20 protein-coding genes are annotated in these 23,582 nt (G+C 71.4%); 16 read left to right on the top strand and 4 right to left on the bottom strand.

Annotated elements, in window-relative coordinates; genetic code table 11:
• Window positions 1–268: 268 nt before the first annotated feature.
• The gene (locus ABD339_RS12970; RefSeq protein ID WP_344565447.1) at window positions 269–1,021 is read right to left on the bottom strand and encodes a bifunctional DNA primase/polymerase; all 753 of its coding nucleotides are present in this window, start codon (window positions 1,019–1,021) and stop codon (window positions 269–271) included.
• Window positions 1,022–1,622: 601 nt separating this feature from the next.
• Between ABD339_RS12970 and ABD339_RS12965 the strand changes: the two genes are divergently transcribed.
• The 3 genes from ABD339_RS12965 to ABD339_RS12955 all read left to right on the top strand — a co-directional run bounded on the left by ABD339_RS12965 (window position 1,623) and on the right by ABD339_RS12955 (window position 6,367).
• Window positions 1,623–3,326, top strand: coding sequence for a PP2C family protein-serine/threonine phosphatase (locus tag ABD339_RS12965; protein WP_344565445.1), 1,704 nt, complete (start codon window positions 1,623–1,625; stop codon window positions 3,324–3,326).
• Window positions 3,327–3,547: 221 nt separating this feature from the next.
• Window positions 3,548–4,987 (top strand): aminopeptidase P family protein, encoded by a 1,440-nt coding sequence (locus tag ABD339_RS12960; RefSeq protein ID WP_344565443.1) that lies wholly within the window; start codon window positions 3,548–3,550, stop codon window positions 4,985–4,987.
• 150 nt (window positions 4,988–5,137) lie between these two features.
• The gene (locus tag ABD339_RS12955) at window positions 5,138–6,367 is read left to right on the top strand and encodes a PP2C family protein-serine/threonine phosphatase (protein ID WP_344565658.1); all 1,230 of its coding nucleotides are present in this window, start codon (window positions 5,138–5,140) and stop codon (window positions 6,365–6,367) included.
• 321 nt (window positions 6,368–6,688) lie between these two features.
• On the opposite strand, the gene ABD339_RS12950 is transcribed toward ABD339_RS12955, so the two are convergent.
• Entirely contained in the window at window positions 6,689–7,141 is a 453-nt protein-coding gene (locus ABD339_RS12950) for an ATP-binding protein (protein WP_344565441.1), read from the bottom strand.
• Between the two features lie 432 nt (window positions 7,142–7,573).
• On the opposite strand from ABD339_RS12950, the gene ABD339_RS12945 reads away from it, so the two are divergent.
• The 9 genes from ABD339_RS12945 to ABD339_RS12905 all read left to right on the top strand — a co-directional run bounded on the left by ABD339_RS12945 (window position 7,574) and on the right by ABD339_RS12905 (window position 18,464).
• Window positions 7,574–8,506 carry a hypothetical protein gene (locus ABD339_RS12945; RefSeq protein WP_344565439.1) on the top strand — a complete coding sequence of 311 codons (933 nt, stop codon included), beginning with the start codon at window positions 7,574–7,576 and terminating at the stop codon, window positions 8,504–8,506.
• 266 nt (window positions 8,507–8,772) lie between these two features.
• Window positions 8,773–9,513 (top strand): YcnI family copper-binding membrane protein, encoded by a 741-nt coding sequence (locus ABD339_RS12940; RefSeq protein WP_344565437.1) that lies wholly within the window; start codon window positions 8,773–8,775, stop codon window positions 9,511–9,513.
• Window positions 9,514–9,665: 152 nt separating this feature from the next.
• On the top strand, window positions 9,666–10,337 hold the full coding sequence (locus ABD339_RS12935) for an SCO family protein (RefSeq protein ID WP_344565435.1): 672 nt from the start codon (window positions 9,666–9,668) through the stop codon (window positions 10,335–10,337).
• Complete coding sequence (locus tag ABD339_RS12930) at window positions 10,334–10,858, top strand: copper chaperone PCu(A)C (RefSeq protein ID WP_344565433.1); 525 nt, start codon at window positions 10,334–10,336, stop codon at window positions 10,856–10,858. The genes ABD339_RS12935 and ABD339_RS12930 overlap by 4 nt, the downstream gene beginning before the upstream one ends.
• Before the next feature lie 11 nt (window positions 10,859–10,869).
• Window positions 10,870–13,122: a copper resistance protein CopC gene (locus ABD339_RS12925; RefSeq protein ID WP_344565431.1), complete on the top strand. Its 2,253-nt coding sequence runs from the start codon at window positions 10,870–10,872 to the stop codon at window positions 13,120–13,122.
• A gap of 31 nt (window positions 13,123–13,153) precedes the next feature.
• Window positions 13,154–14,629: an iron uptake transporter deferrochelatase/peroxidase subunit gene (gene efeB, locus ABD339_RS12920; protein WP_344565429.1), complete on the top strand. Its 1,476-nt coding sequence runs from the start codon at window positions 13,154–13,156 to the stop codon at window positions 14,627–14,629.
• A gap of 43 nt (window positions 14,630–14,672) precedes the next feature.
• The gene (gene pheA, locus ABD339_RS12915) at window positions 14,673–15,602 is read left to right on the top strand and encodes a prephenate dehydratase (protein ID WP_344565427.1); all 930 of its coding nucleotides are present in this window, start codon (window positions 14,673–14,675) and stop codon (window positions 15,600–15,602) included.
• A gap of 763 nt (window positions 15,603–16,365) precedes the next feature.
• A complete protein-coding gene (serS, locus tag ABD339_RS12910; protein ID WP_344565425.1) occupies window positions 16,366–17,643 on the top strand; it encodes a serine--tRNA ligase in 1,278 nt (425 codons plus the stop codon).
• A 32-nt stretch (window positions 17,644–17,675) separates the two neighbouring features.
• A complete protein-coding gene (locus tag ABD339_RS12905; RefSeq protein WP_344565657.1) occupies window positions 17,676–18,464 on the top strand; it encodes an HAD family hydrolase in 789 nt (262 codons plus the stop codon).
• 55 nt (window positions 18,465–18,519) lie between these two features.
• Here the strand turns inward: ABD339_RS12905 and ABD339_RS12900 are convergent, their stop codons facing one another.
• Complete coding sequence (locus ABD339_RS12900; protein WP_344565423.1) at window positions 18,520–18,711, bottom strand: WCX domain-containing protein; 192 nt, start codon at window positions 18,709–18,711, stop codon at window positions 18,520–18,522.
• On the opposite strand from ABD339_RS12900, the gene ABD339_RS12895 reads away from it, so the two are divergent.
• The 4 genes from ABD339_RS12895 (at window position 18,703) to ABD339_RS12880 (ending at window position 22,715) form a co-directional block, all read left to right on the top strand.
• Complete coding sequence (locus ABD339_RS12895; RefSeq protein WP_344565421.1) at window positions 18,703–19,029, top strand: hypothetical protein; 327 nt, start codon at window positions 18,703–18,705, stop codon at window positions 19,027–19,029. The genes ABD339_RS12900 and ABD339_RS12895 overlap by 9 nt on opposite strands.
• Window positions 19,030–19,319: 290 nt before the next feature.
• Window positions 19,320–20,105 carry a hypothetical protein gene (locus ABD339_RS12890; protein WP_344565418.1) on the top strand — a complete coding sequence of 262 codons (786 nt, stop codon included), beginning with the start codon at window positions 19,320–19,322 and terminating at the stop codon, window positions 20,103–20,105.
• Between the two features lie 300 nt (window positions 20,106–20,405).
• Entirely contained in the window at window positions 20,406–21,116 is a 711-nt protein-coding gene (locus ABD339_RS12885; RefSeq protein ID WP_344565655.1) for a FadR/GntR family transcriptional regulator, read from the top strand.
• A gap of 234 nt (window positions 21,117–21,350) precedes the next feature.
• Window positions 21,351–22,715, top strand: coding sequence for a CynX/NimT family MFS transporter (locus ABD339_RS12880; protein WP_344565415.1), 1,365 nt, complete (start codon window positions 21,351–21,353; stop codon window positions 22,713–22,715).
• A 144-nt stretch (window positions 22,716–22,859) separates the two neighbouring features.
• Here ABD339_RS12880 and ABD339_RS12875 read toward each other — a convergent pair whose 3' ends face one another.
• On the bottom strand, window positions 22,860–23,582 hold the full coding sequence (locus ABD339_RS12875; RefSeq protein WP_344565410.1) for an ABC transporter permease subunit: 723 nt from the start codon (window positions 23,580–23,582) through the stop codon (window positions 22,860–22,862).

The following is a 23,582-nucleotide window of genomic DNA, read 5'->3' as shown; positions in this document are numbered from 1 at the left end:
GCCGTACCGGTGGGGTGAACATATCGGGGGAAGGGGCGCACACCGCCGTCCGGCCGTCCGTTTCCCGTACAACTGCGGCCAGCTCTTACCCATACGAGTGAAGGTGCGGGGCGCACGCCCCCGCACCTTGGAACCTCGCGCGCGCCGGGGGCACGAGCCGCACGACCTTCATCAGCCGCACGACGTCCGCACGACGTTCATCGCATCGTCGAGTCGGGGGCCAGCGGGCACCGAGCCGACGCAGGGCGCGACCGCGCGGCGATGTGCGTCAGTAGGCCAGCCTGCTGCCCGAACCCGGGGTGGCGGCGCTCTCCTCGATCAGCACATCGAGGAGGTTCTCCATACGGGGCAGCCAGGGCCGGCCCGTGCTCCCCTGCTCCGGCTGACGCTCCCAGCGGGCCTGCCCCGCACCCGTGCGGGAGGGGGGCAGCACCACATATCCGCCGTCCCCGTGGAAGCGCAGCGAACTGGGCACCCAGTCCTGCGCATACAGCAGTTCGCCCAGTTCTTCGATCGCGTACGGCTCCACCAGCACCGAGAACCGGGTGGGCGTGGCGATGACGGGGCCGAGCCGCACCCCCGTGCGCTCGAACGTGGCCAGAGCGCGCGCCCCGGCGACCGCCGGCAGGCTCAGCGCGCAGGGCGCGGTGCCGCCGGTGGCCAGGATGACCGGCGCCTCCGGCCTGTTGGTCCACCACCAGCGCACCATCGCCGCATCCGTGGTTGCCGCCAGCAGCACCGGGTCGAAGGGGTGCGCACCCGGCACCGCGCACTCCGGGTCGGGACAGGAGCAGGACGCCTGTTCCCCCTCGGCGAGCGTCTGTTTGGACTGGCGGCGCGAGGGGGAGGGAGCAAGAGCCGCGCCTGGCACGACGGGCCAGCGCCACTCGGTGGCGGCGGTGAGCGCCATGCTTCGCATCGGTGACCTTTGGGAATGCCGTCGGGGCCGTGCCCAGAACCTTCGGCCTGTGAGCTGCCCCCAGGCCCAGAGGGAGCGTCGCCTTCCGAGGATCTCGCGCATGAGCGCTCGTTCCTTTCCGTAAACGCCAACTGACCGTCTCGTCCGAGATCTAGCCCATGAACACCACGCGGAACGTTCGTGACCGTGCGTGTCGAACAGCGCATCATGCCGCGGGTCCAGCGTGAAACGTGGCGCGGGGTGGCGCGTGCATGGCGTTCGCGCTGTGGACTGCCACCTGTGCCGGTGCTGCTCGTACTTGCTCGTTACTTGCTGAGAACTGCTCGTAATCCGCTCGTACCGCGCCTGTGCTGCCTGGTGCAATCCCGCCGGGAGGAAGCCGGGTCGGGCCCGCTGCTACCTAGGACGTCATGTCCTCTCCCAGGGTTCCCGTACCCGCAGCAGCTGTGCCAACGCGCTGTCGAATGGCCTCAGTCGACAGCAATATGCATGTCACGTGAGCGGTTTTGCGCCAATCTCTCATACGCCTCGGTCCACCCGCACGTCGCAGGGCTATCTCATGGAAACCCCCGGCACCGCAAGACCAGTGCTGGACATCCCGTCAACAGTGTGTGTACATGTAGTGGCATTGATAGCGGAGCAGCATGACATGGGGGTTTGCGATGCTATTGGGACCGTTCACATGCAGCGTAAGCCGTTGCCCATGACCTCCCCGCGCCTGCCAAAAGTGGCTGGAATCAAGCCGGTGATTTCCCCGCCCTCGCAGACTGCCCCCTCCTCTGCCGAGAGTTCCCCGGCCGACCGGACGACCGGTTCCGAGCGGCACCGCGACGCGGAGCAGGTCACCGATCACGACCGCGTCACCGATCTCTCCTCGCTGCACGAGCTGACCGCACTGCTCGCGCGCACCGAATCCCTCGACTCCGCGCTCCACGAGACGCTCCGCGCCGGCGCCACCCTGCTCGGCGCCCGCCGGGGCCTGATCGCTCTCGAACCGGGCACCGACCCACGCAGCGCCCCTGGCGGCCCCGGTGTTGGCGGAGGCCCCGGCGCCCGTGCCGCGGACGCCGCCGGGGCCTTCGGCCGGGCCGACTCCTCGCCCGAGCGCACCATCGGCCTCGGCCTCGGCCACTCGGACCTCAGCCAGATCGAGACGGTGCCGCGCGCCTCCGCCGCCTACGCCCGTGTCCTCGACCGCGAGAACGGCTGCACGGAAGGGGCCGGGCCCGCCGCGTCCCGTACCGGCACCGCAGCCGCCGCACGGGACAGCACCCCTTCGGCTTCGCGGACGCGGAACACGTCACCGGATGGTGCGCAGCATGCGGCTGCGGATGGTGCACGGAACGCGTCGCCGGATGCCGCTTCCCCGGATACCCGGGCACCGGATGCCGGGGCGCGGCGTACCGGAGCACAGTCCTCCGTCGCAGCCGCCCGGAGCGGGATCGCCTGTCCGGACATCGCCGCCGACCAGGAACTCTCCCCCCGCCACCGCGAGGTGGCCGCCCGGCTCGGATACGCCGCCACCTACGCCGTCCCCCTCGCCACCGACGACGGGACCCGGCTGGGGGCCGCCGTCTGGCTCTACGACGAGCCCGGCGAGCCGACCGCGCGGCAGCGGGAACTGCTCGCCAGTTATCTGCGGTATGCCGCCGAACACTCGGTCCGGCTCGGTGAACTCGCCCGCACTCGCGCCGATATGGCCACGCTGCGTGAGGAACTGATGCCCAGCGCGCTGCCCCGGGTCCCCGGCGTCGCGCTCGCGGCGCGGCACCGTACCGGGCCCCGCGGGGGCGGCGACTGGTACGACGCGCTGCCGCTGCCCGAACGCGCGCTCGGGCTCTGCGTCGGCGGTGTCACCGGCGGCGGGCCCGCCGCCGTCGCGGCCATGGGGCGGCTGCGGGCCTCGCTGCGGGCCTATGCCGTGATGGAGGGCGAGGACCCCGTCGCCGTGCTCTCCGATCTGGAACTGCTGCTGCGGCTGACGGAACCGTCCTGCTCGGCGACCGCGCTGTTCGCGTACGCCGAGCCCGCCAGTCGCAAGATCCTCCTCGCCGGGGCCGGGCACTGCCCGCCGTTGATCATCGGCCCGCGCAGGATCGAGCCGGTGGAGACGGCCGTCTCCGCGCCGTTGGGCATGCTCGCGTGCTGGGAGGCGCCCAGCGCGGAAGTCGTCCTGCACGAGGGCGAGACCCTGCTGTGCTACACCGACGGTCTGCTGCACCGCACCGGAGACTCCATGGACCGGGCGTTCGCCCGGCTGCGCTCGGCGGCGGCGAGTGCGCCCCGCGCCGCGCGGGAGGATCCGGACACGCTCGTGGACCACGTACTGCGGACCGTGCTGCCCGGGCAGCCGGCCGAGCAGCACGACCACCCCGAGGACGTCGTACTGCTCGCGGCCCGTTTCTGAGCACGGGAGAGCACCGAGGTCCGGTCCGGCCACCGGCCCAGGCTCCCGCTCGCCCTGAGCACGGATTCCTCCACGCCCCCGGGCCGCTCCGGCCCGGGCGTCCGCGTTTCCGCGCCGTCCCGCGCGCCGTGAGGCTGAACGTCACACCCACATGGCCCTGGACCAGCCGCGTGCCGCCCATACGATGGAAGGTGGTTTTATCCGTCAAAGAGGAGGCAGACGTGACAGACGCCGCTGGGGAACAGCCGATCAAGCAGCGGAAGAACGGCCTGTACACGGGGGTCTCCGACGAGCTCGCCGAGAACATGAAGACGGGCTGGGCGGACACCGAACTGCGGGAGCTGGAACCGATCACGCAAGCCGGCGAGGCCGCCGCACGCCGCGCGAAGCTCTCGGCACGCTTTCCCGGCGAGCGCCTCGTCATCCCGGCGGGAAACCTCAAGACCCGTTCCAACGACACGGAATACCCCTTCAGGTCGTCCGTGGAATACGCGTACCTCACCGGCGACCAGACCGAGGACGGCGTTCTCGTCCTGGAGCCGGCCGCTGCCGACGGGCACTCCGCGACGCTCTACCTCCTGCCGCGCTCCAACCGCGAGAACGGCGAATTCTGGCTCGACGGGCAGGGGGAGCTGTGGGCCGGGCGGCGGCACAGCCTCTCCGAGAGCGAGAAGCTCTACGGGCTGCCCTGCGCCGACATCCGCACCGCCACCGAGGCGCTGCGCGAGGCGAGCGGCCCGGTGCGTGTCGTGCGCGGGCACGACGCGGGGATCGAGGCGGCGCTGGAGGACAAGACCACGGCCGAGCGGGACGAGGAGCTGACGGGTTTCCTCTCCGAGCTGCGGCTGGTCAAGGACGAGTTTGAAATCGGCGAGCTGCAGAAGGCGGTCGATTCGACCGTGCGCGGTTTCGAGGACGTCGTCCGCTCCCTCGACAAGGCCCAGGCCACCTCGGAGCGCTACATCGAGGGCACCTTCTTCCTGCGCGCGCGGGTGGAGGGCAACGACGTCGGCTACGGCTCCATCTGCGCGGCCGGCCCGCACGCCACCACGCTGCACTGGATGCGCAACGACGGCGCGGTGCGCTCCGGCGAACTGCTGCTGCTCGACGCCGGAGTGGAGACCCGCACCCTCTACACCGCCGATGTGACCCGCACCCTCCCGGTCGATGGCCGCTTCACCGAGTTGCAGCGCAAGATCTACGACGCGGTGTACGAGGCCCAGGAGGCGGGCATCGCCGCCGTCAAGCCGGGTGGGAAGTACCTCGACTTCCACCACGCCGCACAGCGTGTGCTGGCCACGAAGCTCGTCGAGTGGGGCCTGGTCGAGGGCCCGGTGGAGCGGGTGCTGGAACTGGGCCTCCAGCGGCGCTGGACACTGCACGGCACCGGCCACATGCTCGGCATGGACGTGCACGACTGCGCGGTCGCCCGGCGCGAGACCTACGCCGAAGGCACGCTGGAGCCGGGCATGTGCCTGACCGTCGAGCCGGGGCTCTACTTCCAGGCGGACGACCTGACAGTGCCGGAGGAGTACCGGGGCATCGGCGTGCGCATCGAGGACGACATCCTCGTCACCGAGGACGGCAACCGGAACCTGTCGGCGGCACTACCGCGCGCGAGCGCCGACGTCGAGACATGGATGGCCGAGCTGAAGGCGTGACCAGCAGCCGTACGAGCTGGGCACGCTGACCGGCGCGCGCCGCGCCCCCGCCGCCGAAGAGCGCGCCCCCCCGGCCGCCGAAGAGGAAGAGAGCACGCCTTGGTACCCCGGTTGCGTACCGGACTGCTGTCCGCGTTCCCCTTCCTCGCCATGGGGGTCGTGTGCGCCGTCGATCTCACCGGCGGGCCCGGGATCGGGCTGCTGCCGATGATGGCGCTCGGCCCGGCCTTCGCGGGGCTCACCGGCGGCAAGCGGCGCACGGCGCTGGTCGGGGCGCTGGCGATAGCGCTGTCCGTCGCGCTCAGCTCGTACAACGACCAGTTCGGCGAGCGGCGCGGCAACGCGACGCTGATCTCGGTGACGGGCGTCTCCGTCGCCGCGCTGCTGGCCACCGCCATGCGGCAGAAGCGCGAGGCGGAGCTGGCCAACGTGCGTTCGATCGCCGAGGCCGCCCAGCGGGTGCTGCTGCGCCCGGTGCCCAGGGGCGCCGGGCGGCTGCGGGTCGCCGTCTCGTACACCTCCGCGGTCGCGGAGGCCAGGATCGGCGGGGACCTGTACGAGGTCGTCACCTCGCCGTACGGCGTACGGCTCATCGTGGGTGACGTCCAGGGGAAGGGGCTGGAGGCGGTGGAGACGGCGGCCATCGTGCTCGGCGCCTTCCGCGAGGCCGCCTACAACGAACCCGACCTGCCGGCGGTCGGAGAACGGCTGGAGCGCGCGCTCTCCCGGCACCTGCTGGGCGAGAAGTTCGTGACGGCCGTGCTGGTCGAGGTCCGCGACGATCGGCACGGGGCCACCGGCGCGGAGACTCCGGTGGGGCCGGGTCGCCCTGATGAGGGCGTGGTGGTGACGGAGGAGGGTCTTCCGGCCCTCTCCCCCCTCTCCCTTCCGGAGGGGCCCCTGGCGGAGGAACGCCTTCCGGAGAGGGCGCATGGTGGCGGCGGACGGCCCACGGAGACCGCCACGCTCCTCAACTTCGGGCATCCGGCGCCGCTGGCCGTACGCCAGGACGGCAGCGTGCACTTCGCCGAGCCGGCGCAGCGCTGCCTGCCGCTCGGCCTGGGCCTGCACGGGATCGAGCCGCCCGAACCGCACGAGGTGCCCTTCGCACCCGGCGACCAGCTGCTCTTCTACACCGACGGCGTCACCGAGGCGCGGGACGCCGACAACCGGTTCTACCCCCTCGACCAGCGCGCCCACCTGCTCAAGGACCCCGACCCCGAAGGGGCTCTGGAGGCCGTACGGCAGGACATCCAGGAGCATGTGCGCTCGCCGCTCAACGATGACGCGGCCATGCTGCTGCTGCGGTACCGGGACGTGGGGCCGCTACTGCCGGTGCCAGGCGAGGCCGGGGCGGCAGACGTGCTCGTCCGGGAGTAGCCCCGGACGAGCATGTCCGGGGGAGCGGCACGGGGCGTCGGCCGGAAGCGGTCCGGGCCGGTCTGGACCGGACCGGTCTGGACCGGACCGGACTGGACCGGACTGGATCGGTCGTGGCGCCTCCGGAGGCAGCCGGGGGTGGTCGCGGGGTGGTCGGGGGTGATCGGAAGCGGGCCGGAGCGGTCGAGGGCGGTCCGGGACGGTTGGCCGCAGTCCGGGGCCCGGTCGGCTGCGGCCCCGGGGGCTGTCCGGAGTCCGGTCGGGAGCTGTCCGGACCGCGCGGGCTCCGGATCGGCCCCGGCCCTCTGGTGCGGCGGGCTCTCAGGACGCGGTCAGGAGCGTGTCCCCGCGGCGGGCGAGGACCTTGTCGAAGCTGACGACGGCACCACGACTGCCCGGCCTGTTACGGAAACGGACGTGATCGGCAAGGGACTCGATCAGGAACAGTCCACGTCCGCTTTCCGACACGCTCGCTCCGGTCAGTGGTTCGGATTCCGGGGGGAAACCCGGCCCGGTATCCGCCACCTCGATACGGCACCTGTCGCCCTCCAGGTAGGCCGATACGCGGTACGCGCCGGATCTGCCCCTGTTGTCCCCGCCGTCGCTGCCGTGCTCGACGGCGTTCGCACACGCCTCCGAGAGGGCGAGGGACATGTCGTAGGCGATGTCAGGATCGACGCCCGCCGCTTCCATGGAACTCAGCAGCAGGCGCCGCGCGAGCGGCACGCTGGCAGCTTCGCGCCGTAGCCGGAGAGACCACCACAGGCTGCTCATGCTCACCCTCCACACGGCTCGACACACGGGTCTACCTATTGCCTGGGGCGAGGAGCACTACTCGGCACCGCCGCTATGACCCTCGTACGGCGGAAGCGGGGGCGCCGGGCGCGTGCGGTGGGGCGCCACGTGCGGGTACGGCGGGAGCGCGCGGCGCCCGCGCACGCCCCGCCGCCGCACCGGAGTCCCGGTGATTTCGCCGGGCTCCGCACCCGGCCTCTTCTCCAGCTCCGACGCCGCGTCCGGCCTGCTCGCCGCGTCCAGTGCTCCGTCTCCGGCCTCGTCGCCGCGTCCGGTTCTCCGCGTCCGCCCTCGTCGCCGGTTGTCCTGGCCGGGCCCCGAGCCCGGCTGGAGGCGGCGCCTCGACCCCTGCTGGAGTGGTGCCGCCCTGCCGTATACCGGTGGGGCGGCCGGTGAGATGATGGCGCGGCCATGACTGCCGGTGCGGACTTGAGACTGCTGCGGGCCGCGGTTTTCGCCGCGGTCTGCGTCACCGTGTCCGCCGCCGGGCATATTTTCGCCGGCGGGTTGGGAGTCCCCTTCGCGTCGCTGGCGCTGGGCTTCGCCTGCGTGTTCGTAGTGGCTCTGCTGCTGGGGCGGCGCGAGCGTGCGCTGCCGGGCATCGCCGGGCTCCTGGCGCTGGGGCAGATCGGCCTCCACCTCCTCTTCTCCGCCGGACCGCACTCGGCGTCCGCCGCCGGTATGCCGGCCGGCTCGGGCGCAGGCGGTGCGGGCGGCGCGGGCGGTTCCGCCGGCGGGATCAAGGCGCTCGCCGGGAAACTGCTGTGCGACAACAGCGCGATGGGCATGTCCGAGGCGCAGGCCCACCGCGTCGTCGTACGCGCCGGGCTCTCCCCCGACTCCGCCGCAGCCGCCGCGACCACCGCGGGCGGCCACCCGGCGCACGGGGGCGTGACACACACGGGCTCGGCGCACGGCGGGGCGGGGCACGCGGCGCACGCTGCCGCCTCCCTGCCCTTCCCCGAGACCCCGCTCGACTGTCTGCGCGACGCCGCACGGATCGCACTGGGCACGCTCGACCTCCCGATGCTGCTGGGCCACCTGCTGGCGGCGCTGCTGCTCGGCTGGCTGCTGCGCCGGGGCGAGGCGGCCCTGTGGCGCATGGTGCGGCTCTCCGCGGACGTGGCGGCGGTGACGGACGAGGTGGTGGCCGCACGCGCGCTGCGGCTGGCCTTCGCCTTCGTCCGGGCGCTGCACACAGATCTGCTGCCGTGGGCCTTCCTCCACGTCATCTTCCGGACCCGGCACGAAGAGCCGGCGCCCCGGCCCGTCGCCCTCCAGCACTCGGTGCACCGGCGCGGCCCGCCCGCGGCGTGCGACGACGCGTTCGCACTCGCGGCCTGAAGCGCCTGCCACACCCCGGCTCCTGAACATCCGTCCCCGGATGGGCGGCAAAGCCATGACAACGGCGGGCGCACGCGCCGGACTGCGCGCACGCGTGCGTACACCGCGTTTTCTCCCGGCATCCGGTTGCTCGCCGAACGCGAGGCCATCCGGTTCGTCGCCGCGCGCGACGCCATCCGGTGCCACGCCACGCCATGCCCTGTCATGTCCTGCCGCCACGTCCTGGGTCACCCGGGGCGTCCTGTACCACTCAGGAGCGCACACTCATGAAGATCACCCACCGTCGTGCCGCGACCGTCACCGCACTCGCGGCCGGCGTCGTCCTGCTGGTCGCCGGTCCCGCTTCGGCGCATGTCAGCGTCGATCCGCAGGAGGCCGCCAAGGGCGGCTACAGCGTCGTCAACTTCAAGGTCCCCAACGAGCAGGACGACGCCTCCACGGTGAAGCTCGAAGTCACCTTCCCCACCGATCACCCGCTGGCCTCCGTCATGCCGCAGCCGGTGCCCGGCTGGGATGTGAAGGTCGACAAGGAGAAGCTGGACAAGCCGATCGAGATGCACGGCGAGAAGATCACCGAGGCCGTCTCCAAGGTCACCTGGAGCGGCGGCAAGGTCGAGCCGGGCCGGTTCCAGCAGTTCCCCGTCTCGATGGGCCAACTGCCCGAGGACGCCGACCAACTCGTGTTCAAGGCCCTCCAGACCTACGACAACAAGGAGGTCGTACGGTGGATCGAGGAGCCGAAGGAGGGTGCGGCCGAGCCTGAACACCCCGCTCCGGTTCTGCGGCTCACGGCCGCCGAGAAGGGCGGGTCCGGCGCGGGCGACGCCTCGGCGGACGGCAAGTCGGCGGAGAAGGCCGCGGCATCCTCGGGCTCCGACTCCGGTTCCGGTTCCGGTTCCGGCGACAGCTCCGACACCACCGCGCGCGTGCTCGGCGGGGCCGGGATCGTCGTCGGGATCGCGGGCGTCGTCTTCGGCGTCCTGGCCGGGCGCCGCCGCAGCGCCTGACCGACCCTGCCCTCTACGGCGGTGCGGCCCGCACCGCGGCCCGGCACAGCGCCCCGTACGGACGCGCCCCAGGTGTGTCCGTACGCGGTGCGGCCGTGCTCCGGCGCACGCGCCGGGCCGCGCCGTCCGACAGCACATTGGAAAGCAGCACTATGCGCACAACGAGAACAGCCACGATGGCCGCCGCGTTCGCCGTGGCAGCCGCTCTCAGCCTCACCGCCTGCGGTTCGGGCGACTCCGGCTCCGATGACGGAAGCGCCGTGGACAAGCCCGCGACGGTCGAGAAGCAGAAGAAGGGCGGCGTGGTCCTCGACCAGCCTTTCGAGAAGCCCGACCTGACGCTGACCGACACCCACGGCAAGTCCTACGACATGGTCGAGAAGACGAAGGGCCACCCCACGCTTCTCTACTTCGGCTACACCAACTGCCCGGACATCTGTCCACTGACGATGAGCAACATCGCCGTCGCCAAGGCGAAGCTCTCCAAGGAGGAGCGGAAGAAACTCCGGGTCGTCTTCGTCACCTCCGACCCCAAGCGGGACACCCCCAAGGAACTGGGCAAGTGGCTGCGCGGCCAGGACCCCTCCTTCACCGGCCTGACCGGGGACTTCGCCACTATCCGGGCGGGTGCGCGCAGCGTGGGCGTCAGCCTTGAGCCTTCGTACAAGAAGAAGAACGGCGACATCGTCTCCACACACGGCGCCCAGTTGCTGGCCTTCTCCCCCAAGGACGACAAGGCCCACGTCCTCTACACGGAGGGCAACGCCACACCGGAGATCCTGGAGAAGGAACTCCCCAAGATCATCAAGGGAGAGACCCCGTGAGCCCGCGCCACCCCAGCCGCTCGTACCGTCGGGGCTTCTCCGGCGCCGCCGCCGTCTGCACGGTGGCCGCGCTGACGCTCGCTCTGGGCGCCTGCTCGTCCACCGACGACTCCGGTCCGGGCAGCGGCACGGATACCAAGAAGGGGGACGGCCGCCCTGAACTGAAGGTCACCGGCGCCTATGTACCGCAGCCGCCCACGGGCAAGATGGCCGGCGGCTTCCTGACGGTCCGCAACGGGGGCTCCGCACCGGACAAGCTCACCTCCGTCTCCAGCGACCTCGCCGGCGAGGTGGAGATACACGAGACCGTCAAGCAGCAGATGCGCCAGGTCAAGTCGTTGAAGGTGCCCGCGAACGGCGCCCTCGAACTGGGCCGGGGCAGCAACCATCTGATGCTCATGGACCTCAAGCACAAGCCGGTCAAGGGCGACGAGGTCACCTTCATCCTGCACTTCGAGAAGTCCGGCTCCGTCACGGTCAAGGCCCCCGTCGAAGCGACGAACTACACACCGGAGAAGTGAGGTTCGCAGGCGTGCCGTACACCACCATCGCGAGAGGACGAGGCTGTCGTACCCGCACAGCCCGTTCCGCTTCCGCCCTGCCCCACGCTCTGCTGGCCGCGCTGCTGGGCGCCGTCGCGCTGCTGGGTGTGCTGGCGACAGCCACCCCCGCAGCGGCGCACGCGGCGCTCACCGGTAGCAGTCCCGCGGAGAGCACGGTGGTGCGCGGCGCGCCGCCCCGACAGGTCACGCTCGACTTCTCCGAGGGCGTGGCCATGTCGGACGGGGCCATCCGCGTCCTGGATCCGCGCGGCAAGCGGGTCGATACCGGCAAGGTCCGCGACACCGGCAAGGGCGGCACCGTTCAGCGGGCGACGGGACTTGAACCCGGCCTGGCCGAAGGCACCTACACCGTCGCCTGGCAGGCCGTCTCCGCCGACAGCCACCCCGTCTCCGGCGCCTTCACCTTCTCCGTCGGCGCACCGTCCAAGACCTCGGCCGCCGTGCCGGAGCAGGACAAGGAGGCGGGCGGCGGAACCGTGGGCGCGCTCTACGGCATCGCGCGCTACGCCGCCTATGCGGGCTTCATCCTGCTGGTGGGCGGCGCGGCGTTCGTACTGTTGTGCTCCTCCCGGGCCGCCTCGGCCCGGCCGGTACAGCGGCTGACCGTCACCGGATGGGTCACGCTGACGGCGGCGACGCTGGTGCTGTTGCTGCTGCGCGGGCCGTACACCGGTTCGGGAGAGCTCGCCGACGTGTTCGACCTCGGCGCGCTCAAGGACGTGGTGTCCACCAAACCGGGCGCGGCACTGGTCTCCCGGCTGCTGCTGCTCGCCGCCGCCGCGCTGTTCGTCTCGGTGCTGTTCGGGACGTACGCGAGGCGATTCGAGGGGGCGGAGCGGGAGAGGGCCCGGACTTCCGACGGGGCCCGGACTTCCGACGGGGCCCGCGAGGCCGACCGGGCCCGGGAGGCCGACGAGGTGGGCCCCGACGGCGCGGCTTCGGATGGGGACAGGGATTCGGCCGCGGAGGAGGCGCGGATCCGGCGGGATCCGCTGTACGGACTGGCCGTCGGCGGCACCGTCCTCGCCGCCGGGCTGGCCGCGACATGGGCCATGGCCGAGCACGCCTCGACCGGTATCCAGTCCGCGCTCGCCATGCCCGTTGATGTGCTGCACCTGCTGGCGGTCGCGCTGTGGCTGGGCGGCCTCGGCGCGCTGTTCGCGCTGCTGCGCTGGGGCCCGTCGCCCGAGCGGAAGGCCGTGACCCGCTTCTCGCTGCTCGCCTTCACGAGCGTCACCGTGCTGGCGGCGACGGGCCTGTACCAGTCGTGGCGGCAGGTCGGATCCTGGAGCGCGCTGACGGGTACGTCCTACGGCCAGCTGCTGCTCGTCAAGGTGGCGCTGGTCGCGCTGCTGGTGGGCTTCGGCTGGATGTCGCGGCGGTGGACGGCACGGCTGGCGGCGAGCCCCGAGGAGCAGGCGGACGAGGCGGCCGGCTCGCGGAAGGCGGCAGAGCGGAAGGCGGCAGAGCGAGGGGCGGCAGAGCGAGGGGCTTCGGCTTCTGCTTCGGCCACCACGCGGGCCGCGGTCCCGGGCAGGCGCAACCCGGAACGGGTCACCGTCAGTGCCGCCCCGGACGGCGGCGCACCGGATGGAGGCGAAAAAGGCGGCGCGGGTACGGGAGAGCGTGCCCCGGCCGACCCGGTGCGGGCCGCGCAGCTCGCCCGACAGCGGGCGGCGGCCAACGCGGCGAAGCGGCGGCAGGAGCGGGATGCCGACCCGCGCCGGGGCGGGCTGCGCCGCTCGGTACTGGCGGAGGCCGCGATCGCCGTCGTTCTGCTGGCCGTCACCACGGTCCTCACCAGCACCGAACCCGGGCGTACGGAGGAGCAGGCGCGCGCGGCGGGCAGTGCCGCGGCAGCGGACCGGCCCAGCGGCCCGGTCGATGTGAAGGTGCCCTTCGACACCGGAGGCGCGGGGGGCAAGGGCACCGCCGAGCTGGAGATCGACCCGGGCACCAGCGGCGACAACACGCTCGACCTGCGCACCACCAGCCTCAGCGGTAAGCCTCTGACGGCCCCGGAGGTGAAGATCGCGCTCACCCTGCCCGCCAAGGATGTCGGGCCGCTCCCGGTCACTCCGAAGCCGGTCAAGGGAGAGAAGGGGCACTGGAGGGCAGAGGGGGTGCAGCTCCCCATGGCTGGAAAATGGAAGATCGCGGTGACGGTGCGCACCTCGGACATCGACATGGTCACCGAGACCACGACCGCGACCATCGGCTGAGCGAGCCGGACCGAACGGAACGACCGGAACAATGAGCACACAGCGGAACGACAAGCGGGGCAGCGGCCCTGGACGGACCGGAACGGGGTCCGGGGCGGGGTCCGGGACGGGATCCCGCCCCGGTGCTGGGGCCGTCCCCGGCCCCAGCACCGGGGAGGCCACCGAGGCGACCGCGAAGGGCACGGGCGCGGGTACCGGTCCCGGGGCCGGTACCGCCGGGACCGGTACCGCCGGGGCGGGCGGTTCCGGGGCCTCATCCGGTGCCGCCGACCCCGCGGGCGGGTTCTCGCGGCGCCGGCTGCTGGGGACGGCCTCGGCCGCCGGCGTCGCCGGGCTGGCGCTCGGCGGGGCGGGCGGCGCCTACGCGCACGCCGCGGCGCAGGACGCACCGCCCGCGCCGCTGACGAGCCTCGGCTCGGCCGAAGTGCCCTTCCACGGCGCCCACCAGGCGGGCATCCTCACGCCCGCTCAGGCCCATGGTCACCTGGTCGCCTTCGACCTCGTACCGGATGCCGGGAGAAGACAGGCGGCGGCCCTGCTGCGTCGCTGGTCGGAAACGGCTCACCGGATGATGCGCGGCAAGCCCCCGGTCGGCGGGGAACACGACACGGGCATCGCCCTGGACGCGGGCCCCGCCGGACTCACGGTGACCTTCGGCTTCGGGCGGACCTTCTTCGCCCGGACGGGCCTCAAGGACCGGCTGCCCGCGCAACTCGCGCCGCTGCCGGACTTCTCGGCCGACGCCCTGGACAAGAAGCGCTCGGACGGCGACCTGTGGATCCAGATCGGCGCAGACGACGCCCTGGTCGCCTTCCACGCGCTGCGCGCCCTCCAGCGTGAGGCGGCGGGCACGGCGCGGCCACGCTGGCAGATGACGGGCTTCAACCGCTCCCCCGGCGCCACCGACCGGCCCCGCACGACCCGCAATCTCATGGGACAGATCGACGGCACGAACAACCCCCGGCCGGATGAGAAGGACTTCGCCGAGCGGGTCTTCGTCCCGGCATCCGGTCAGCCCTCGTGGATGGCCGGCGGCTCCTACGTGGTGCTGCGGCGCATCCGGATGCTGCTGGACGAGTGGGACAAGCACTCCGTCGGCGACCAGGAGAAGACCATAGGACGCCGCAAGTCCGACGGCTCGCCCCTGTCCGGCGGCGGCGAGCACACGGAGCCCGACTTGGACAAGCGCGGCAAGGACGGTTCCCCGCTCATCGCCGCCGACGCGCACATCCGCGTCACCTCCCCGGACTCCAACGGCGGGGCCGCCATGCTGCGCCGCCCCTTCTCCTACCACGACGGCTTCCGGGACGACGGCGCACCGGATGCCGGGCTGCTCTTCCTCGCCTGGCAGGCGGACCCGCTGCGCGGCTTCGTCCCCGTGCAGCGGAAGCTCGACCGGGGGGACGCGCTCTCGCGCTTCCTGCGGCACGAGGCGAGCGCGCTGTTCGCCGTTCCCGGCGGTCCACGCGAGGGCGAGTACGTGGGCCAGGGGCTGCTCGAAGGCTGAGGTCGGCGCACGGAGGCGCGCCGACCGCGACTACCGTTGTCGCATGTCACCTGCGAGCCGCTATACGTACCTCGGTCCCGAGGGGACCTTCACCGAAGCCGCGCTGCACACTCTGCCCGAGGCCGCCACGCGCCAGCTCACGCCGATGGTGTCGGTGCCGGCCACCTTGGATGCCGTGCGCAACGGCGAGGCGCAGGCAGCCTTCGTACCGATCGAGAACTCGGTGGAAGGCGGGGTCACGGCGACTTTGGACGAGCTGGCGAGCGGCCGTCGGCTGATGATCTACCGGGAGGTGCTGCTTCCGATCGCGTTCGCGCTGCTGGCGCGGCCGGGGACAGGCATGGAGTCCGTCAAGACGGTGACCGGGCATCCGGTGGCGCAGCCGCAGGTGCGCAAGTGGCTGGCCAAGCACCTGCCGGATGCCTTGTGGGAGTCGGCGGCCTCCAACGCGGACGGGGCCCGGCTGGTGCAGGAGGGCCGCTACGACGCGGCGTTCGCGGGGGAGTTCGCCGCGGCGACGTACGGGCTGGAGCCGCTGGTCACCGACATCCACGACGCGGAGAACGCGACGACGCGCTTCGTACTGCTGGGCCAGCCGGCCCGCCCCTCGGCCCCCACCGGAGCCGACAAGACCTCGGTGGTCTTCTGGCTGCGCGACGACCATCCGGGAGCGCTGCTGGAAGTGCTGCACGAGTACGCCTCGCGCGGGGTCAACATGATGCGGATCGAATCGCGGCCCACCGGGGAGGGCATCGGCCGCTACTGCTTCTCGATCGACTGCGAGGGCCATGTGCAGGACCGGAGGGTCGGGGACGTGCTGATGGGGCTGAGGCGCTCCTGTCGCGAGGTGCGCTTCCTCGGTTCGTACCCGCGCGCCGACGAGCAGCCGCCCGCGCTGCGCTCGGGCACCGCGGACGAGGATTTCGTGGCCGCCGCCGACTGGCTGACCCGCTGCCTCGACGGCCGGGAGTGAGCGGGAGCGCTTTCTGAGGGCGTACGGACCGGCGGTGGACAGCCAGTGGACAGGCTCCGGTCCGCGTCGCATGATCATGGGTCGGCGCCGGGGAGCACGGGCCACGGACCGGCGCCGGGGGATTCCTGGTACGGAGCGGCGGGGCAGGCGGCAGGCGGGGCAGGCGGGCTTCGGCGACGGGAACGCCGTTCGGCGAGGGAAGTGCGGTTCGGCGAGCGAAGCGCGGTCGGCTGCGGGTGAGCGGGGGACAGCGGTGTGTGCACAGACTCGGCGAAGTTATCCACAGGGCTGGGTGCCGACCTGTGCACAAGTCGACAGACAAAACGGACTCTGTCGACAAAGCAGCATGCAGACCGCATCTCCATCCACAGTGCCCGACTCCCTCCCCGTCACTGCGATTCCCTTGATCAACTCTTTGGAGTGAGCCAACGCCGCTCGATTGAGTGTGTATTTCGGGTTTGGTCCGGGAATTCCGCGCCTGCCGAACTGGCACCGGAACCCACTGCTCCAATTTCCACAGCGGCACGCCCATGCCTGTGGAAAAGTCTGCGGACAACCAGCCCGCTGTGGATAAGTCAGAGGGGAGCTCCTCTCAACTCCCCTCGCGGGGGCCCGAGTCAGGCTGCCGCCCCGGTGCTTTCCGTATACCGCGAATTTCCCCGGACCCACCTCCGGAAGGACTGGCAAATACCTCAATGCGGACAAAACATGCGCAAAGCCATATGGATTCGAGGGGCCGGACACCCACCGGTACCCTGGGCGGGTGATTGACCTTCGCCTGCTCCGTGAGGACCCCGACCGTGCGCGCGCCTCCCAGCGTGCCCGTGGAGAGGACGTCGGCCTCGTCGACGCGGTGCTCTCCGCCGACGAGCGACGCAGGTCCTCCAGCGTCCGCTACGACGAACTCCGCTCCGAGCAGAAACAGCTCGGCAAGCTCATCCCCAAGGCGGAGGGCGACGAGAAGGCGGAGCTGCTGAGCCGCACGGGCGAGCTGTCCGCCGCGGTGAAGGCCGCCGACGCCGAGCAGGACGAGGCCGCCGCGGAGACCCAGCGGCTGCTGCGCCAGCTCGGAAATCTCGTGCATCCGGACGTCCCGGTGGGCGGCGAGGAGGACTTCACCGTCCTGGAGACGGTCGGTGTCCCCCGCGACTTCGGCGCCGAGGGTTTCGAACCCAAGGACCACCTGGAGCTGGGCCAGAAGCTCGGCGCCATCGACGTCGAGCGCGGCGCCAAGGTGTCGGGCTCGCGCTTCTACTACCTCACCGGTGTCGGCGCGCTGCTGGAGCTGGCGCTCGTCAACGCCGCGATCGCACAGGCGAACGAGGCCGGGTTCACGCCGATGCTGACGCCCGCGCTCGTCAAACCGCAGGCCATGGACGGCACCGGCTTCCTCGGCCAGGCCGCGCAGGACGTCTACCACCTGGACAAGGACGACCTGTACCTCGTCGGCACCTCCGAGGTGCCGCTGGCCGGGTACCACATGGACGAGATCATCGAGGCCGACCGGCTGCCGCTGCGCTACGCCGCGTTCTCGCCGTGCTTCCGGCGCGAGGCCGGCTCGTACGGCAAGGACACCCGGGGCATCTTCCGCGTCCACCAGTTCGACAAGGTGGAGATGTTCTCCTACGTCGCCCCGGAGGACTCGGAGGCCGAGCACCGGAGGCTGCTGGAATGGGAGAAGGAGTGGCTGACCGGCCTGGAACTGCCCTTCCAGGTGATCGATGTGGCCACCGGTGACCTGGGGGCCTCCGCCGCGCGCAAGTTCGACTGCGAGGCGTGGATCCCCACCCAGGGCAAGTACCGCGAGCTGACCTCCACCTCGGACTGCACCCAGTTCCAGTCCCGCCGGCTCTCCGTCCGGATGCGCGACGGCAAGCACGTGAAGCCGCTGGCGACGCTCAACGGGACGCTGTGCGCCGTGCCGCGCACCATCGTCGCCCTGCTGGAGAACCACCAGCGCGAGGACGGCTCGGTGTGGCTGCCGCCGGTGCTGCGGCCCTACCTGGGCGGACGCGAGGCGCTGGAGCCGGTCGCCAAGTGAACCAGGACCCCGCCCCGGCCTTCCCCTACCGGATGATCGCCACCGACCTCGACGGCACGCTGCTGCGCTCCGACGAGACCGTCTCGGAGCGCACCCGCGCCGCGCTGGACGCCGCGTGCGCGCGCGGTGCGGTCCACGTCGTGGTCACGGGCCGGGCCGTGCCCTGGACCAAGCACGTCCTCGCGGACCTCGGATACCAGGGTCTGGCGGTGTGCGGCCAGGGCGCACAGGTCTACGACGCGGGTTCCGGACGGCTGCTGACCTCCGTCACGCTCGACCGGAAGGTCGCCGAACTCGCCCTCGCCAAGATCGAGAAGGAGGTGGGCACCCTCGCGCTCGCCGCCTCCCGGGACGGGGTGGACGGCGAGGTCGTCGTCGGCCCCGGATACCGCGAACACGGCGCGGGGCTGCCCTCCACCCCGTTCGAGAACCGCGCGGCGCTGTGGGCCGAGCCGCTCAACAAGCTTTATGTGCAGCATCCGGAGCTCGACGACGACGCGCTGGCGAAGGCCGCGCGGGAGGCCGCCGGAGACCTGGTGACCCTCGCGCTCTCGGGCGAGAACATCGTCGAAATACTGCCCCTGGGCCTCAGCAAGGCCAAGGGCCTCGCCCTGGCGGCCCGCCGGCTGAAGGTGCGCTCCGCCGAGACGATCGCTTTCGGCGACATGCCAAACGACCTCCCGATGTTCGCCTGGGCCGGTCACGGCGTTGCCATGGCGAACGCCCACGAGGAACTGCTGTCGGTGGCCGACGAGGTGACGTCCTCGAACGACGAAGAGGGCATCGCACTCGTCCTGGAGCGCCTTCTCGGCGAGAGCTGACACGGCATCCGGCTCGCCGTCCGCACCCGGTGTCCGCTCCTGCCGGCGTGGCGGCTCACTCCCAGCCGTCGCGGAGCGGGAGCACCTCGGGGAGTTCCCCCGTCTCGTACAGGGCCGTGATCCCCGCCGCCCTGCGGGCCATCTCCTGACGGGCCTGGGGCGGGTCAAGGACCTCGACGGACGTGCCGCACTGGAGCAGCTGAGGGGCCGGGCGCCGGGGGCGATGTGTGTGCTGAGCATGCGCCACCTGGGAGGGGCGTTCTCCCGTGTCCCGGAGGTGCCGAACGCGGTGGGCCACAAGGAAGCGGCCTATCTGCTGTGTGTGCTCTCCCGGTTGGAAGGCGCGGGCGAGGAGGCGGTGCGCGCACTGCACGCGAAGGCGTTGTCCCCGGCGGAGGACCGGATGGTGGGCCGCAGCCTCAACTTCCTCTACGGGCCGCAGGATGAGGAGACCAGGCGGCCGGTATTCGACCAGGGGACAACGGCCCGGCTACGGCGGCTGAGCGCCGCCCATGACCCGAAGGGGCTCCTCCGCTTCAACCATGGGGCGTTCAGGGCGGGTTGATGAACAGAGTGCGCGCCCGGCGTCGGAGAACGTCAGCGCGATCGCGTAACTGTACGACCTTCGCATCGTTGTACTTGTTGCGCGGAGGCGACTGGAGAAGAGGCGACGAGCGAGTGTGAAGTGGCGGTTGCCGGTTGAGGCTTGGCCCGAGAAGGGCACCTTGCCGGTCGTGCGGTATGTGGACGACATGAGCTGATCTCCGCTCCTGGCTCCTGGATACGGACACCTGACGGCCCCCAGGCGATCGGGGCTTCCCCGTCATGTCCGTCCGGACCCAGGAGGTTTCCCGCATGTATTCCGATTCCGTCCTGCTGGAGTCGCGCAGCGCGCGCTCCGGTATGGCACACCGGGTCGAAGTGCTCGACAAAGTGAAGGCGTTGGCGTTTTCCACAGGTAGTACACAGGCCACCACCAAGGATGTGGCCAACTACTTCGAGGTGGCGCTCAACACTGTGGAAAAGGTGGTAAGTCGGCACCGGGAGGAGCTGGAGAGCAACGGTCTGCACGTCCTGCGGGGCGTTGACCTGCCGGAATATGAGACTGACAAGTTGTCAGTCTCATCGGAGGCGCAAGGGAGTTATCCACAGCGTCGCAGTGGACTGACCGTCTTCAGCCGCCGCGCCGTCCTCAACGTCGCCATGCTCCTGCGGGACAGCGACATCGCGCGCAGGGTGCGGGTCTACCTCCTCGACGTCGAGGGGAACGTCCAACCGCACGGCGCGAACGGGGCCGTGCGGTGCCCGGACGAGGAACTGAGGAACACCGTGCGCACGCTGGCTCTCGGCTACGGCCCTCTGGACCGGCGCGTCACGGGGCTTGAGTCGGCCGGGGCCGAGTTGGGGGCCGTGCTCCGGGAGTTGGGCCCGGTGATCGGGCGGATCTCCGAACGGCTGGAGCGCATGGACAGCCGCTTGGTGCAGACCGAACGCAGGACCGAGAACACCGAGAAGGTGGTGTGCGCGATGAGCCGGCGTCTCACCGATCTGGGCGAGGAGATGCGGGAGATGCGCGGGGACCTGCGCGACGTGATGCGGGCGACCGGTGCCAAGCCGGTCACACGGCGTCCTCGTAGCTGACCTCACCCACCCAGCGCCCTCCGGCCGGCCCTCCAGGTCGGCCGGAGGGCGCCGACCGGTCGGATCGGTACCGGGCCCCGCTCGGGAGTCGGAGGGCCGCCTTCGGCCGGACGACGCACGCACGTCAGGCATCCGGAGCACCCGGAACGCCAGGAGCCCGGAACGCCGGGAGCCCGGGAGCGGCAGGCGCAGGTGCTGTGAGGCGGGTCTCTTTGGTCAGCGCCTCGCTTTCCTTCGGTCAGTTGTAGGATGACTGGGCAACCGGGCGAATCGAGTACGAACGGAACGGAAGGGCTGGGCATGGCGTTGCAGGCCGCTGGACGGCAGTCGCTCGTGGACACCGTGGTCGATGAGCTGCGGGCGCAGCTGACCGCGGGCGAGTGGCCGGTCGGGGGGCGCATTCCCACCGAGCACGCGCTGGCCGAGCAGCTCAAGGTCGGGCGCAACACCGTCCGCGAGGCGGTCCGGGTGCTCGCGCACGCCGGGATGCTGCGCTCACGTCAGGGCGAGGGCACCTTCGTCGTCGCGACGGCCGACCCCGGTGACCTCATGCGCGGGGTTCAACGGGCCGACGTACGCGATGTGCTGGAGCTGCGTATCGCGCTGGAGGCCGAGGGAGCGCGGCTGGCGGCCCAGCGGCACAGCCCTGCGGACATCGCCCGCATGCGGGCGGCCCTCGCCGCCCAGACGGCCTTCAGCGACCGCGAGGGCCAGCCCGCCGACGGGCAGTACGAGCTGTACGCGGAGCACGACATCGAGTTCCACGTCGCCGTCGTGGACGCGGCGCACAACGCCGCGCTGAGCGCGACCTACGGATGGTTCAGCAGTTCGGTACGGGACGCGCTGGTGGCGTCGCTGCACGACCGGCAGATGCCGCGCATGCACCACTCCGATCACCACGATCTGGTGGACGCCATCGAATCCGGAATCCCGGAAATCGCCGAGCGCGCTGCCAGGGAACTGCTCGCCAAACCGAAACAGGCGGTCGAGGCGCTGCTCAGCGCCGAATAGGCACTGGCACTCGAGGGGCGCCGAAGCGCGGGACGCCGGGGCGTTGGGGAGTCGCGGCGTCGGGACGCCGGGACGTCGAAGCCCCCAGGGCCCTTATGACGCCCGGGGCGCCAGGGTGACGCCGGGCCGTTTCGACCGGGCATCCGGTGCGGCGTTTCCTTCTCCGCCCAGCGCATCCCCGCCTTCACCACCGCCAACCCCACCACTCGCACGTTGAAAGAGGCACTACCCGCTATGTCACCGTCTCCGAAGGAAGGGCTCAGCACAGAAGAGCTCATAGAGGCCGAGTTGTTCGACGCCGAGGAGGATCTGACTCCGTCCCCACCCGTCGCGGCGGCGCGGCGGCGGCTGCGTACGCATCCGGTGCTGCTGTTGGTGGGCATCGTGCTCGCCTCCTTGAACATGCGCGCCGCGCTCGCCGGAGTGTCGCCCGTACTCGGTGAGATCAGCGACGACTTCGGGATGACCTCCACGGTCAGCAGCCTGGTCACCACCATTCCGCTCATCTTCATGGGCGTGATCTCGCCGCTGGCGCCGAAGCTGGCGCGCCGTTGGGGGACCGAGACGGTGCTGTTCGGGGCGCTCTTGCTGCTGGCCGGCGGCATCGCGCTGCGGATCGCACCGCCTGTGGTGGCGCTGTTCGCGGGCTGTGCGGTGGTCGGTTCGGGCATCGCGCTGCTCAATGTGCTGATGCCGGGTCTGATCAAGCGGGACTTCCCCGACCGGGCGGCCGGGATGACGGCGCTGTACTCGACGGCGATGATCCTGGGCGCGACCGTTTCGGCCGCCGCCGCGGTGCCGTTGGAGCACGCGTTGGGCGGATGGCGCGGCTCGCTCGTCTCCTGGGCGCTGCTGGCGGCCATCGCGGCATGCGTCTGGCTGCCGCAGGTGGTGCTCTCGCGGCGGGGCACCCGGCACGGCCAGGTGGCCGCCGTGCCCGCGTCCCCGGCCGGGCAAGGGCAGCCCGCCGAAGGGCGGACTGGGCAGGGGCGGGCCGGCCGGGATCAGGCGGGGCCGAAGCTGACGCGTTCCCCGATCGCCTGGCAGATCACGCTGTTCATGGGTTCCCAGTCGTTGATCGCCTACGTGACCATCGCCTGGCTTCCGACGCTCTTCACCGATCACGGCATGAGCAAGGCGGCGGCCGGACTGGTCTTCGCGTTCAGCACGCTGGTGCAGATGGGCGGTTCGTTCATCGTGCCGACCCTCGCCGGGCGGATGCGTGATCAGCGGCTGCTGTGTGCGGCGGTCGCCGTGTTCATGGCCGTGGGCATCGCCGGTCTGCTGGTCGCGCCCGTGGGCGGGGCCTGGGTGTGGGCGACGCTGCTCGGCCTGGGCCAGGGCGGTTCGCTCGGTATCGCGCTGACACTGATGGTGCTGCGCTCCGGGGACGCGCACACGGCGGCGCGGCTGTCCGGTATGGCGCAGACGTGGGGATACCTGCTGGCCGCCGCCGGGCCCGTGGTGCTGGGCGCTGTGCACCAGGCGACCGGAGGATGGACGATTCCGCTCGCGCTGCTGCTGTGCGTGTGTGCGGGACTGGTACTGCTCGGCCTCGGCGCCGGTAAGAACCGCAAGATCGGGGACGTCGCGGCCTGACACCCCGGCCCACGGCCGGGGCACCGGATGAAGGCGGAGAAGCGCGTGGCGAATCATCGCCCCGCGCTTCTCCGTGTCTCCGGCCCGTTTCCCTGTCTCCGGCCAGTTTCGTGCCTCCGGCCGTTTCCGTGCCTCCGGCCGGGGCTACTCTTCCCCCGCCAGCGTCAGTGAGCGCAGCTTCTGGCCCGCGAGCAGGGTGCCGCCGACGGTGACCACGATGATCAGGACGACCGCTGCGGGAAGTGCCACGTCCGAGGTGACATCGGCGCCGCTGCCCGCGATCTTCTCGGCCAGCGCGAGCGCCCACTGCTGGACGCTGAGGGTCTTGGCACCGGATACCAGGCTGCCGAAGAGGGCCTCCCAGATCAGCGCGTACGCCAGGCCGATGACGACGGCGTGCCTGCTGAGCGTGCCCAGCATGAGGAACAGCGCGCTGTAGGCGATCGAGGCGACGATGGCGGCGACCGCGTAGGCGACCGCGATCTGCTGGCTGTTGCCGTTCAGGATGAACCCGGCGACCAGCACGGGCACTCCGGAGAAGACGGCCGTCACTCCGGTCGCCACGAGGAGTTTGGTGACGATGATGGAGGTGCGCTTGACCGGCTTGGACAGCAGGTAGACCACCGATCCGTCGTCGATCTCGGGTCCTATCGCGCCGGTCCCGGCGATCACACCGATCAGCGGCACCATCGTCGCCAGCGCGAAACCGCCCAGCAGTTGGCCGGCCACCGCGTCATCGGCGCCGTTCATGGCGCGTACGAGGGCGGCGACGATGATCAGCAGGGCCGGCAGCGCGCACAGGAGGAGCGCGCGCCGGCGGCCCAGGAGCGCGCGATACGTCAGCCGCGCGACTGTGGGGTTGTACAT

This window comes from Streptomyces axinellae (assembly GCF_039532135.1).
GTDB lineage: Bacteria > Actinomycetota > Actinomycetes > Streptomycetales > Streptomycetaceae > Streptomyces > Streptomyces axinellae.
The sequence above is the reverse complement of the archived record's forward strand: the minus strand, read 5'-3'. Positions and strand labels throughout refer to the sequence as shown.